The organism is Citrobacter freundii complex sp. 2025EL-00176 (assembly GCF_053309355.1).
This window is the reverse complement of sequence record NZ_JBRYHT010000001.1, coordinates 943,505-957,358: the sequence shown is the minus strand read 5'-3', so window position 1 is coordinate 957,358 and position 13,854 is coordinate 943,505. Positions and strand designations below refer to the sequence as shown.

11 protein-coding genes and 1 pseudogene are annotated in these 13,854 nt (G+C 52.1%); 8 read left to right on the top strand and 4 right to left on the bottom strand.

Annotation, left to right across the window (positions count from 1 at the left end; genetic code table 11):
- Positions 1-4: 4 nt before the first annotated feature.
- Complete coding sequence (locus tag ACVXHP_RS04715) at positions 5-1,546, bottom strand: methyl-accepting chemotaxis protein (RefSeq protein ID WP_447570963.1); 1,542 nt, start codon at positions 1,544-1,546, stop codon at positions 5-7.
- A gap of 504 nt (positions 1,547-2,050) precedes the next feature.
- Between ACVXHP_RS04715 and ACVXHP_RS04710 the strand changes: the two genes are divergently transcribed.
- From ACVXHP_RS04710 to ACVXHP_RS04685, 6 genes and pseudogenes are all read left to right on the top strand, one after another.
- Entirely contained in the window at positions 2,051-3,049 is a 999-nt protein-coding gene (locus tag ACVXHP_RS04710; RefSeq protein WP_447570962.1) for an MsnO8 family LLM class oxidoreductase, read from the top strand.
- A complete protein-coding gene (locus ACVXHP_RS04705; protein WP_447570961.1) occupies positions 3,049-4,170 on the top strand; it encodes an amidohydrolase in 1,122 nt (373 codons plus the stop codon). The genes ACVXHP_RS04710 and ACVXHP_RS04705 overlap by 1 nt, the downstream gene beginning before the upstream one ends.
- Positions 4,171-4,195: 25 nt before the next feature.
- Positions 4,196-6,454: pseudogene (locus tag ACVXHP_RS04700) on the top strand (NtaA/DmoA family FMN-dependent monooxygenase).
- A 10-nt stretch (positions 6,455-6,464) separates the two neighbouring features.
- A complete protein-coding gene (locus ACVXHP_RS04695) occupies positions 6,465-6,974 on the top strand; it encodes a GNAT family N-acetyltransferase (protein WP_447570960.1) in 510 nt (169 codons plus the stop codon).
- Between the two features lie 9 nt (positions 6,975-6,983).
- Complete coding sequence (locus ACVXHP_RS04690) at positions 6,984-7,910, top strand: amino acid ABC transporter permease (RefSeq protein ID WP_200006403.1); 927 nt, start codon at positions 6,984-6,986, stop codon at positions 7,908-7,910.
- Entirely contained in the window at positions 7,894-8,667 is a 774-nt protein-coding gene (locus ACVXHP_RS04685; RefSeq protein WP_016153129.1) for an amino acid ABC transporter ATP-binding protein, read from the top strand. Before ACVXHP_RS04690 ends, ACVXHP_RS04685 begins: the two co-directional genes overlap by 17 nt.
- Positions 8,668-8,702: 35 nt before the next feature.
- On the opposite strand, the gene ACVXHP_RS04680 is transcribed toward ACVXHP_RS04685, so the two are convergent.
- A complete protein-coding gene (locus tag ACVXHP_RS04680) occupies positions 8,703-9,692 on the bottom strand; it encodes a zinc-dependent alcohol dehydrogenase family protein (RefSeq protein WP_447570959.1) in 990 nt (329 codons plus the stop codon).
- 89 nt (positions 9,693-9,781) lie between these two features.
- Positions 9,782-10,711 carry a LysR family transcriptional regulator gene (locus tag ACVXHP_RS04675; RefSeq protein WP_447570958.1) on the bottom strand — a complete coding sequence of 310 codons (930 nt, stop codon included), beginning with the start codon at positions 10,709-10,711 and terminating at the stop codon, positions 9,782-9,784.
- Positions 10,712-10,812: 101 nt separating this feature from the next.
- On the opposite strand from ACVXHP_RS04675, the gene ACVXHP_RS04670 reads away from it, so the two are divergent.
- Positions 10,813-11,430, top strand: a complete 618-nt coding sequence (locus ACVXHP_RS04670; protein WP_447570957.1) for a glutathione S-transferase family protein — start codon at positions 10,813-10,815, stop codon at positions 11,428-11,430.
- 39 nt (positions 11,431-11,469) lie between these two features.
- A complete protein-coding gene (gene pptA, locus ACVXHP_RS04665; RefSeq protein ID WP_200006410.1) occupies positions 11,470-11,697 on the top strand; it encodes a tautomerase PptA in 228 nt (75 codons plus the stop codon).
- A 37-nt stretch (positions 11,698-11,734) separates the two neighbouring features.
- On the opposite strand, the gene ACVXHP_RS04660 is transcribed toward pptA, so the two are convergent.
- Positions 11,735-13,711, bottom strand: coding sequence for an alkyl/aryl-sulfatase (locus tag ACVXHP_RS04660; protein WP_447570956.1), 1,977 nt, complete (start codon positions 13,709-13,711; stop codon positions 11,735-11,737).
- Positions 13,712-13,854: the final 143 nt, after the last annotated feature.

Genomic DNA, 13,854 nt, shown 5'->3' with positions numbered 1-13,854 from the left:
AACGTTATGCTGATGCGCCAAAGACCTGAACGGCCTGCTGTAAGCGTAATGAACGCTGGGTCAGATCGGCGGTAGCGTCAGTGACGCGTTCCACCATCTCAGCGTTATTGTGTGTCATGGTGCCCACGCGTGAAATTGAATCGTTAATCAGATCCAGCGCCTGGGTTTGTTCTCGTGTGGCCAGACTAATATCTTTGATCATCATTGACATATGCAGGACATCACCAATCATTCCGGTGAGATGCGTTTCCGTTTGCTCCACCATTTTGACGCCACTGTTAACGTTAGCGACGTTCTTCTCGATCAGCTGTTTGATCTCTTTTGCCGCTGACGCCGAGTGCTGCGCCAGATTGCGCACTTCTGCCGCCACAACGGCGAAGCCACGCCCTGATTCTCCGGCTCGCGCGGCCTCAACCGCGGCATTGAGTGCCAGGATATTGGTCTGAAAGGCAATACTGTCGATAACGCCAATGATGTCGACAATCTGCCCGTTATCACGCGAGATTGCCTGCATCATAGCAATGGTTTGTTTCATGATATCGCCGCCTTCTGCCGCGTTGGCGCTGGTTTTATCGGCCATGGTCATGGTGTGCGCTGCGGTATCAGCGGTTTGTTGTACCGCACTGCCAATTTCTTCGAGGGCAGCAGCGGTTTGTTGCAGGTCAGCGGAGGTTTCTTCTGAACGTTTGTGCAACGCAGTACCTTCTTTTGACACCTGCTGGCTAATTGCGCGAATACCGGATAGTTGCGTACTGACGTCATCGACCAGCGAATTCAAATTAAGCCCGGACTGATTAACCAGGCGCATCAACATTCCGATTTCATCCACCCTGTTTAAATGACAGTTATCGGGTTTACGACCCGACACCACTTTTTTCATTTGCATCAGTAGCGTATTAACTGGCTGACAAATTTGATACTTAAGGTAAATAGCCAGTACCAGAAACAGCATCAACAGCCCACCCGCCTGAATAAAGGGGGGGACGGGGGTAAAGATAAATAACAGTGTCAGCAGGGCAGCCCCCCCTAAACCATAATTAACCCGCTGACTAATACTCAGCCATTTAAACGCAGAAACCCATGCCAATATGCCACGGCGAATGACAATGCCTTTAAAAAGGCGAAAGTGTTTAAACTGCTGACTATTTATTTTTTGATATAAGTTTTCACTCTGTGTTATTTCATCGCGCGAAGGAACAGTCCGCACCGAGATGTAACCGGTGAGTTTTTCATGGTGCCAGACCGGCGTCACGTTGGCCCGCACCCAGTAGTGGTCGCCGTTTTGCCGGCGGTTTTTCACCATTCCCGTCCAACTGTCTCCCTGCTGTAGCGTGTACCACATATCGGCGAACGCGGCGGGAGGCATATCAGGATGGCGAATAATATTATGCGGTTCGCCCATTAACTGATGTTCGTTAAATCCGCTGGCGTCGATAAAAGCGGAGTTGGCGTAGGTAATATGACTTACTTTATCTGTCGTCGAAAGCAGCGTCGCTTTATCGTTAAGTGCGTATTCAATTTGTGTAACGGGCATGTTACTTTTCATAGAGGCCCCATGATGGTATGTATAATTCATACAAAAACCCCGCAATAAAATCGGAGGTATTAAAAATCTGTTTTAAGCCATTTTAATAAGAAACGCTGCATTCTCTACTAATCATGATTTTGGTGGAAGTGATTAAAATAAAAATCCTCATATGCACCTGTCATAAATTATAAATAAAAAAATGCCAGCACATAATGTTGCTAGTCATTTAGTCTGACTTAACGTAAATCGCGTTAAAAAACGTTTTCAAAAAAAGAAAAATGGCACGAAATGATTTTGATGTGATTGCCGTGATGTCATCGACCCTATTATATTTTGTAGGCCGTGAATTCCGTCTGTTTTCTGCTTAGTGTTCCGACCAGTATAGGAAGCGCTAGCTATTATCCCTGATGGCGACAGGGCTGGTTATCTATTTTTTAGCTGAGCAAATGTGAATTAAATGTTTCTGTATGGTTATTCGATAAATTAATAATAAAGACATGTTAACAAAAATAGGCCTGTAACATGTCATATCGCCTGAGTATTCTGGATAAAAGCCCCATCGGGGAAGGTGAAACTGCCGTGATTGCGCTTGCCCGGACACTGCGTCTGGCGCAACTGGCAGAAGAGTGGGGATACCATCGTTTCTGGATCGCGGAACACCATAATACGCCCCAGTTGGCCAGCCCGTCGCCGGAGCTGGTGATCGCCTGGATCCTCGGGCAAACCCAGCGTATCCGCGTAGGTTCCGGCGGCGTGATGCTGCAACATTACAGCCCGTACAAAGTGGCGGAAAACTTCAATCTTCTGGCATCACTGGCACCGGGGCGTGTTGATCTTGGTGTCGGAAAAGCGCCGGGCGGCTTACCGCTCTCGACTCAGGCGTTACAGCTGGGGCTGCATCAGGATGAAAAAGGCAGTTTTGCCGATCAGCTATCCCAGCTTAACGGCTGGCTGGCGTTGAGCGGAACGGAAAGCGGGGAAACGGTATTCCCGACGCCAATCCCACCGCTACCGCCGGAAGGATTTGTTCTGGGAGCCAGTGTGCAAAGCGCTCAGCTGGCAGCACAATCCGACTGGAATTTCATCTTCGCTGCGCACCTCAACGGTGACAGAGCGTTATTGCGTGACGTTTTGTCCTTCTGGCAGACCCACAGCACTCGCCCGACGATAGTCGCCGTCCAGGTGATTGTGGCTGACAGTAACGACACCGCCGCGCAGCTTGCGGAAAATGTGCAGATCTGGGGCGTGGAACTCGAAAATGGCCAACGCGTCACGGTTGCCAGCGAAGAGCAAGCGCTGGCATTCGCTGCGCAGGCGGGTAGTCCGCCGCGCAAAATCGCGCGTCGTGAGCAGGCCTTGTTGCACGGTACCGCCCACGACGTGTTGGCAAAACTGAATGCTCTGCATACGCAATTTGGCATTAATGAGTTCATTATCGACACGCCAGTGGCAGAGGGGCACGTGCGTATGACGTCGCTACGTTTGTTGGCACAAGCCCATCACGCCGTGGAGGTGGTCTGATGACACTGGCGACAACGCTTATCAACTGGCGTCGTGAATTGCATCAACACCCCGAACTTTCCTTGCAGGAAGTGGCGACGACGGCGCGTATTCGCGATTGGTTGTACGGTGCTGATGTCCAGATTCTGCCATTCAACCTGAAAACCGGCCTGGTCGCGGAAATTGGTCAGGGAGAAGAGATCATCGCCTTGCGGGCGGACATTGATGCACTCCCGATAGAAGAAAGCGCCGATGTTCCGTTTCGCTCGCTCACGCCGGGCGTGATGCACGCCTGCGGGCACGATGTTCACACCAGCGTCATGCTTGGCGCCGCGCTGCTGCTTAAACAGCAGGAAGCCGATTTACCGGGGCGAGTCCGTATTTTGTTTCAACCCGCTGAAGAGAGTTTCGGCGGAGCAAAAACACTGATTCGCGCCGGCGCGCTGCAAAACGTCGCGGCTATTTTTGGCATGCACAATGAACCGGGGTTGCCGGTAGGGGAGTTCGCCACGCGCGGCGGTGCATTCTATGCCAATGTTGATCGCTTTGTGTTACGTATCAATGGGAAAGGCGCACATGCGGCGCGTCCGCATGAAGGCAAAGATGCCATCCTGCTCGCCAGCCAGTTGGTAACTGTGTTGCAAAGCGTTGCCAGTCGCGACGTTAACACCCTGGATTCAGTGGTGCTCAGCGTGACCCGTATTCAGGGAGGAAACACATGGAACGTGCTGCCAGAGTCCGTAGAGCTGGAAGGAACGCTCAGAACGCATCGCATAGAAGTGCAGCAGCAGGTCAAAGCCCGGGTAAATGATATCGCCGCTGGATTTGCCCACGCTTTTGGCGCACAAATTGATGTTATCTGGCATGCGGGACCGACCGCGCTGGTGAACGATGATCGTTGGGCGGATATCGCCACCGCCGTGGCGAAACAATCAGGCTACACCATCCACCATGCCGACCTGCATATGGGCGGGGAGGATTTTGCCGTCTACCTGCAAAATACGCCTGGGGCGTTCGTCAGTATTGGCAGTGCCAGCGAATACGGATTACATCATCCGGGATTTAATCCAGATGAACGTTTAATAGAACCCGCCGCGCATTACTTTGCTCATTTAGCAAAAACGGCATTCGCACACATTTAATTTTACCTGTTGGGTAGGGGTTATTATGGCTGAAAATCGGCAACTACGGCTCGGTACTATTCTGCATGGGGCGTCGGGAAATATGTCTGCATGGCGTCATCCGGCCGCTCAGGCCGATGCCAGTATTAATTTTGACTTTGTTAAAGAAACAGCGCTTATTGCGGAAAAAGGGAAGTTGGATTTTATTTTTGTCGCCGATGGTCTGTATATTAATGAAAAATCAATTCCACATTTTTTAAATCGCTTTGAGCCGCTGACGGTATTATCCGCGTTGGCCAGCATCACCCGTAATCTGGGGCTGGTTGGCACCGTATCCACGTCATACAGTGAGCCCTTTACCACCGCCCGGCAGTTTGCCAGCCTCGACCACCTCAGCCAGGGGCGCGCCGGATGGAACGTGGTAACATCGCCTCTGGAAGGGTCGGCAAAAAACTATTCCCGCGCTCAGCATCCAGAGCATGCTCAGCGTTATCGTATTGCCGATGAATATTTACAGGTAGTGAAAGGACTGTGGGATTCCTGGGAAGACGATGCTTTTACCCGTAATAAGGCAAGCGGAGAATTTTTTAATCCACAAAAACTGCACACGCTTAACCATCATGGCGATTATTTTCAGGTCGCCGGGCCGTTAAATATTGGCCGTACGCCACAAGGCCGTCCAATTATATTCCAGGCAGGGGCTTCAGCTGATGGAAAGAAATTAGCGGCGCAGCATGCCGATGCGATTTTCACTCATCAGGAGTCGCTGGCAGAGGCTAAAGCGTTCTATCAGGATGTAAAAAGCCAATTAGCAACCACCGGGCGTGGTGCCGATCAACTGCATATATTCCAGGGTGTCAGCGTTATTGTTGGCGACAGCGCAGAAGACGTGGAGCAGCAGTATCAAACTACCGCTGCGCTGGTTTCCATTACTGACGCACTGAACTACCTTGGCCGCTACTTCGAACATCATGATTTTGCCCAATATCCGCTGGACGCACCGTTCCCGGATCTGGGTTCCCTCGGACAAAACAGCTTTCGCAGCACGACCGATGAGATCAAGCGCAATGCGCGCGAGCGTGGCTTAACGCTACGCCAGGTTGCTCTGGAAGCAGCCAGCCCGCGTCCGCGTTTTAGCGGCACACCGCAACAGGTGGCCGACGGCCTTCAGCAGTGGTTCGACGAGAAAGCCGCTGACGGTTTTATCATTCAGGGAGGAACGCCGGATACCTTCCCACGATTTGTCGAACAGGTTATCCCCGTGCTTCAGGCTCGTGGCCTGTTCCGCCATGAATATCCCGGTACGACCCTGCGCGCAAGCCTGGGGTTAGCGACACCTGCAAATCAATTCACACAATAAGAGAAAAACGCTATGCAGAAAAAATCAGTATTCCTCGCGCTGTCGCTGGCTTTCAGCGCGACCGTCTGGGCAAATGACGTGACCATTAACGGCACGGGCGTAAGCCTGGAAGCCAATAAAACGCCGATAAATACGGCAAAAAATCCGCAGGCGATTGCGCAATTGCCCGCGAACCTGCACCTGGCCGTACCGGGTAAATTCACCGTGGCGATTGCCGGGCTCAGTCAGCCGCCGCTGACCGTGTTTGCCGATGACAATAAAACACTGATCGGCAGCGAGGCGGACATTGCCCGTCTGGTGGCAGACAGTCTGGGTCTGGAACTCAACGTTGTACCGACATCATGGGAAGACTGGCCGCTGGGCGTCACCTCCGGCAAATACGATGCCGCGATCAGCAATATTACCGTCACAAAAGCGCGTAAAGAAAAATTTGATTTCGCGACGTATCGTAAGGACTCTCTGGGCTTTTATGTCAAAACCGGCAGCAAGCTGAAGAAAATTGAGCAGGCGGAAGATATCGCCGGTCTGCGCATAATCGTCGGTTCGGGGACGAATCAGGAAGCCATCCTGCTGGCCTGGAACGATGAAAACGTGAAGAAGGGGTTACAGCCGTTTACGCCAGTGTATACCAAAGATGATGCCGCCCAGACTCTGGCCCTGCAGTCAGGGCGCGCTGATGCCTACTTCGGTCCTAACGTTATTGGTGCGTGGAAAGCCGCGCTCAACGGTAAAACGCAATTGGTGGGTAGCGTTGATGGCGGTTGGCCAAAAGCGGCACATATCGCTGTGACGCTGAAAAAAGACAGCGGTTTGGTTCTGCCTGTTCAAACTGCCCTCAACGGCGTGATTGGCAACGGCGACTACGACAAGGTCCTGAACCGTTGGGGGGAAGGGGTAGAACGCATTCCGCAATCTGAAATCAACCCAGCCGGGTTAGGCGACTAAGGAGGTCATCATGAGCGATCAATTTCGTGTGGTTTCACCGGAAGCCAACGAGCTGCAGCCCATTTTGAACGGTCTGTTCGGTGAGTATGCCGCCCGCTATGGTGATTATTTTTCCCGCGACGCTGAAGTGGAACTGACCGAATGGTATCTGGCGCCGCAGGGACTGTTCGTGGTCCTGGAGCGCGGCGGCGAGATTATCGCCACCGGGGCCTACAAACCTTACGACAAAGACACAGCTGAGATTAAGCGTATCTGGACCAAAAGCACGCTACGTCAGCAGGGACTGGCGGCGCGCGTGGTGCAGGAGCTGGAACGTCGGGCGCTGCTCGCGGGCTACAGCCGGATATATCTGACCACAGGATTTCGCCAGCCGGAAGCCGTCCGGCTTTATTTAAGCCAGGGCTACGATCCGCAATTTGATACGGCGCGCAATCCGGAAGAGTACAGTCAGCCGCCGTTTGATGGCCGACTGCGATTTACCAAACTGTTGACCATCGCCGGTCAGGCCAGAATAGCCTGAGGAGATAAAATGAAAACGACTGATAGCATTAAAGTCGTACCGGCGCGCTATCCTATGCGCACCGTGGGAGCGGTTGTTGCCTTGTTTGTTCTTGCGGTGATTATCCAGTCCGTGGCGTTTAACCCGCGCTGGGAATGGGCCGTATTTGCCCGCTGGTTCTTCGATCCGGTTATCTTGTCCGGTCTCGGGCAAACATTGTTGCTGACGCTTATCGGCACGCTGTTAAGCATTATCATTGGCGGTCTGCTGGCGCTGGCGAGGCTTTCATCTTCCTGGCTGTTAAACGGTCTGGCATGGGGATACATCTGGCTGTTTCGCTCGTTACCGCTGATTGTCGTGCTAATCGTTTTGTACAACTTCTCCTATCTGTACGACACGCTGACGATTGGTATTCCGTTTACTCCGATTCAGTGGGGCAGTTTTGAGACTATCAATGTGCTCGGCCAGTTTTCCACTGCGGTAGTTGGTCTGACGCTGGTACAAAGTGCCTATACCGCTGAAATTATTCGTGGTGGATTTCTGGGGGTTGATCACGGTCAGTACGAGGCCGCTGCGGCGCTGGGCTTGCCGGCATGGCGACGTACGTTGCGGATTATCCTGCCGCAGGCGCTGCGCACCATTTTGCCTGCCGGGTTCAATGAAATCATCAGTCTGGCGAAAGGGACGGCGATGGTATACGTGCTGGCAATGCCAGAGTTGTTCTATACCATCCAGATGATCTACAACCGCACGCAGGAGGTGATCCCGCTGCTGATGGTCGGCGCGGTGTGGTATCTGGTGATCACCAGCGTCCTGTCGCTAATTCAGCATCTGGTTGAACGCGCGCTGGCACGTAGCGAACGACGTTCGGCGATTAACACCGCCCGAGTGAGTCGGGCAGAAAAACGCAGTCGCCAACACCCACAGCAGGAGGCCGTCCATGTCCCACTCGCCTGAAGGCCATATTTCTATTACTGGCGTCAGCAAATACTTCGGCCGCCATAAAGCGCTGGATAACGTATCGCTGGAGATCCCCCCCGGTACGGTAACCGTTATTCTTGGCCCATCCGGTTCCGGGAAATCCACTCTGTTGCGGACTATCAACCATCTGGAGCGCGTCGATGAAGGGTTTATTCAAATCGATGGCGATTACATTGGTTATCGTCGGCAGGGAGACAAGCTGTATGAGTTGAAAGAGGCGGAAATTTTGCGCCAGCGCGTGAACGTCGGCTATGTGTTTCAGAACTTTAACCTGTTCCCACACTTAACGGTGCTGGAGAATTTGATTGAAGCGCCAATCGCGCACGGACTGGCATCGCGTAAAGCCGCTACCGAGCGGGCATTAACCCTGCTTGATGCGGTAGGGCTGCGTAATAAAGCCGATGCCTGGTCGCGTCACTTGTCCGGCGGACAGCAACAACGTATCGCTATTGCCCGTGCACTGGCATTAAATCCGCGCGTCATGCTGTTTGATGAACCCACGTCAGCGCTTGATCCCGAACTGGTGGGCGAAGTGCTGGATGTTATCAAAGCGCTGGCGCAGTCGGGAACCACGCTGGTGGTGGTAACGCACGAGATTGGCTTCGCCCGGGAAGTGGCGGATCAGGTAGTGTTTATGGTCGATGGCAAAATTGTCGAGCAGGGCAGCAGCGAGCAGGTGCTGAATCATCCACGCCACACGCGCACCCAGCAGTTCTTGTCGAAAGTGCTTTGAGATACATTGCGGCACAAGGCTGTGCCGCACAGGGATTACAGGGTAACGACGATTTTGCCTACCTGACCGTTGGCTTCCATGTATTGATGTGCCTCGACGATATCATCAAAGGCGAAGGTTTTATCAATCAGCGGTTTGAGCTGGCCGGACTGCAATCCTTCAAAGATAAACCGTTTCGCTCGCGAAAGCTTTTCTGCGTCCGAGGTGATTTCAAAAATTTCATAACCACGGAAAGTCAAATGGCGACCGAGGATCTCAATGACCGGTATAGAAAGGTCTCGTGCATCAAGCGAGCCATACTGGAAAAAGATCCCACCGGCTGGCATTACCTGGACAATTTTTGCCACTCCCGGGCCACCGACCGGGTCGAAGACCACACGGGTTCCTTTGCCCTCAGTAATCCGCTGAATCTCGGCCACCAGATCCTGCTCCTGGCTTGCAATAACCTCTGTCGCGCCCAGTTGCAGTAGCTGAGCTCGTTTCTCACTGGTCCGCGTCATCGCAATAGGCTTTGCGCCGAGCATATTAGCAATCTGAATTGCCGCCAGTCCGACGCTGCTGGAAGCGGCATTGATCAGCACGTTATCACCAGGTTTAATATCCGCATATTCAACCAGTGCACCGAAAGCGGTCACATACATCATCCAACTGGCGGCGGCTTCGGCAAAACTGAGGTTTTGCGGATGTTTTACGACCGCGTGCGCCGGGGCATTAACGACTTCTCCATACATACCATACTGATGAAAGCTGAATGCCGGGATGACGCTAACATCATCGCCAGGTGCAAACTCACGTACGTTGTCTCCTACGGATTCAACGACTCCGGCAGCTTCATAACCCAAGCGTGCCGGGAAAGCAGGTTGGTAAATATACTGTCCCGTGCGGTACATAATCTCCGCACGGTTGATACCAATAGCCCGTACGCGGATCTGAACCTCATTTGCATCAGGCGCGGGAACCTGCATGTCCTGAATCTTCAAGACGTCAGCACCACCAATTTGATTAAAAACTACGACCTTAGACATAGCAGACCTCAGTAAATTGTTCTGTTTTGGGTCCGCACAATTTAACGGTTCAGATGAGAGTGAAAAACCGCAGTTGCGGAACTTCACTATTACTCATTTTGTAATAATCCCTGAAGCCGCGGTGTTTGTTGGCTAAAAAGTTCGCACAGCCAGTCAATGAATACCCGCACCCGCGGGGCGAGATGACGCCTGTCGGGGTAAAGCACAGACACCGGTTTTGATTCTCCGGCGTAATCGGCTAGCACCTCAACGAGCTGGCCCGACTGGAAGTAGGGGGCCAGCACGGCATGCACACCGCGTATGATACCGAGTCCCGATAAACAGCCGGTCAGCAATATATCGGAGTTATCAACGCTTATCCGTCCGGTGGGCGTGAACGATAAAGTTTTACCTCCGCTGATGAAGGACCACTCCAGCGCTTCGCGGTGACGCTCGCTAAAAAAGTTAAGCGCCTGGTGTCGGGATAAATCCTCTGGCGTCTGAGGTACGCCATGTTGTTGCAGATAATCCGGTGACGCACAGGTCACCATTTTTACCTCACCAAGTCGCCTGGATATCAGGGAAGAGTCTTGTAATTCACCGATACGAATCATGCAGTCGATACCTTCGGCAAGCATATCGATTCTACGGTCGGTGGAGGTGAGTACCATCTCAATGTCAGGATACCGCGACTGGAAATCTTTCAGCGCAGGAACTAACACGGAGTGCGCCAGCGACAGAGGTGCATTAACCCTGAGTTTTCCGCGTGGCGGGCGGGTTGGTGAGAAAGAGGCCATGATGTCATCAACGTCACTGAGGAGTATTTTTGTGCGTTGGTAAAAAGCGTCACCTTCATCAGTCAGCGTCACTTTACGGGTTGTGCGGTTAAGCAACTTTGCTCCCAGCTCGTCTTCAAGATGCTGGATGGCTTTGGTCACAGCGGGGCGATGCAGGTGTAACACGTCTGCAGCTCTGGCAAATCCCCCTTGCTCAACAACCTGTGTAAAAATGGTCATGTATTCAAACATACTGGAACGCATCGCTTATTATCTCCCGGTATCCGATCATTGTTATTATGAGAGTAATAATCATGCCTGCATAGGTGCTCTACACTTAGGGTTTTAACGTTGAGGGTTGCAGCATGATTAAGGTCTATGGGGTGCCGGGCTGGGGATCGGCCATCAGTGAAGTGATGCTCACACTGGCGGAAATCCCTTACAGTTTTATTAATGTCGACGGCTTTGACAGCGATGGTCCTTCGCGGGAGTTGCTTAAGACAATGAATCCGCTATGCCAGGTGCCCACACTGGTACTGGAAAATGGCGAAGTCATGACGGAAACGGCGGCGATCGCCCTGATGATCCTTGATCGTTGTCCAGAACTTTCGCCCTCCATTGGTCGCAGCGAACGTCAACAGTTTCAGCGTCTGCTGATATGGCTGGTGGCAAATGTCTATCCCACGTTTACCTATGCCGATTATCCAGAACGCTGGGTGCCGGATGCTCCGGCGCAGTTGAAAAAGAGTTGTATTGAGTACCGAAAATCGCTCTATATGTGGTTGAATGATCAGCTAAGCGCCGAGCCGTACGCGTTCGGAGAGCAGTTAACCTTGCTGGACGTTTATATTTGTGTGATGCGTACCTGGGGGCCGGGACATGACTGGTTCCAGGATAACACGCCGAATATTAGCGCTATCGCTGATGCGGTTTGCCAGCACCCGCGGCTACGTACCGTGCTGAAAAACAATAAGATTATTTGAGAAAACAAACTTTCTGACTAAAACAATAAGGAACCTGCTATGCCGCACGTTGATATTAAATGTTTTCCCCGCGATCTGAACGACGAGCAAAAATCCGCGCTGGCGGCGGAGATTACCGACGTCATTATTCGTCATTTGCAAAGTAAAGACAGCTCGGTAAGCGTGGCGCTGAATCAAGTTGAGCCAGAGGCGTGGCAGGGCGTGTGGGATGCGGAGATTAAGCCGCAGATGGCAACGTTAATTAAAAAACCCGGCTACAGCATGTGAGATAAACGGGCGAATTTTCCGCCCGTTTTCATCAGGTTTACGGTGTAACGATGTTAAACCAGAATTCGAACTTATCCATATAGCCGAGCATAGCGTCAAGTTTAGCGCCGTCGCCGGTTATCTTCACGTCGCCGCTGTCTTGCGCTTGTTTCAGCGTCACTTCCTTGAGGATGATTTTATTGAGCGTGTCGCGATTCAGCGCGATCGTAGCGTCAGCCTCTTTTGCTTCGGCATTGGCGGTATGGTTCAGCACGCCATTTTCCAGTTCAAGCTTATATTTCCCGCCGTCGCTACCGAGGTCGATGTTAAACACCGATTTGGCATCACCCGCTTTCTGCCCGTTAATATGTACCGCCAGATAGTCGAAGAACATTTCCGGTGTCATGGCGCGTACGGTGTCCGGGCTGGCGGTGTTCGGGGTTGGGCCTTTAACCACGCCATTACGCAGCTCTTGCGCACCGGTCAGATAGAAGTTGCGCCACGGGCCGGATTCAGCCTGGTATCCTAATTGCTCCAGCGCATCAGCTTCCAGATTTCGCGCGGCCTGGTTATTGGGATCGGCAAACACCACTTTGCTCACCACCTGAGCCACCCAGCGATAGTTGCCCTTGTCATAGTCTGCTTTTGCTTTCTGCAGAATGGCGTCCGCTCCACCCATATAGTCGACGAATTTCTTCGCGGCTTCTTCCGGCGGCAGTTCATCCAGCGTTGCCGGGTTGCCATCAAACCAGCCGAGATAGAGCACATAGGTCGCTTTCACATCATGACTGACGGAACCATAGTAGCCTCGGTTAGCCCAGGTATGGGCCAGTGAGTCCGGCAGTTTAAAGTTCGCGGCGATTTCATCGCGGGTCAGACCTTCGTTAGCCATGCGCAGCGTCTGGTCGTTGATGTAACGATACAGATCTCGCTGGCTTTTCAGCAGGTTCACGACTTTGTCATTACCCCAGGTTGGCCAGTGGTGCTGCGCCATCAAGATTTCGGCTTTATCACCCCAACGTACAATCGCTTCGTTGATGTATTTGGACCACGGCAACGGCTCACGAATTTTGGCCCCGCGCAGAGAGTAGGTGTTATGCAAGGTGTGGGTGACATCTTCGGCGGACTCAATCAGTTTTTTCTCTTCGATGTACCACAGCATCTCGGAAGGCGCTTCTGAACCCGGTGCCAGCATGAAGTCATAGGTCAGGCCATCGATAACCTCTTTTTGCCCATCTTTCTCGATGATATTCGTTGGTGCAATCAGAGTAACCGTTCCTGCGGAAGTCGTGGTTCCCAGTCCGGCACCAACCTGACCTTTGGCATCAGGTTTTAGTAGATTGCCGTACATATAGCTCGCGCGACGGCTCATGACGTTACCAGCCATGATATTCTCAGCAACCGCCGCTTCCATAAAGCCGGCAGGTGCATAAATCTTCACTTTGCCCGCTTTAACGTCTGCTTCATCAACAACGCCGCGCACACCGCCGTAGTGGTCAACGTGGCTGTGCGTGTAAATCACTGCGACAACGGTTTTTTGACCGCGGTTTTTAAAGTAAAGATCCATCCCGACTTTGGCTGTTTCTGCCGAGACCAGCGGGTCAACAACGGTGACGCCTTCTTTACCTTCAATGATGGTCATGTTGGACAGATCGAGGTTACGGATCTGGTAAACGCCTTCAGTCACCTCAAACAATCCGCTGATGTTGATCAACTGGGACTGACGCCACAGGCTCGGATTCACCGTATCTGGTGCCTTATCGCCTTCTTTAATGAAGGCATATTGTTGCGGATTCCAGATGACATTTCCTTGCTCACCTTTGATAACATCCTGAGGAATAGGGGCGATGAAGCCTTTATGAGCATCGGTAAAGTCGGTGTTATCGGAGAATGGCAGTTGGTTGTAAAGCGCGTTGTTCGCTTGTTGTGTAGACGCGGTAGCATCTTTGGGGGCTTCGGCGGCCATAACGGGAACAGAAAACGATGTAAGTAACCCAGCAAGGATAAAACTTTGTGCGATTTTATTAAGTTGCATCGTAAAACCTCTCTGACACTTTATAAGTACAGTTCTGGGAAGATGCTGCTTTGACGGATAGCGTTTTGATTAGGTATTTGAGTTAGTGCAACATTAACTATAATTCACATAAATGATTCAGCAAGGAAGGACAGCGATTCATC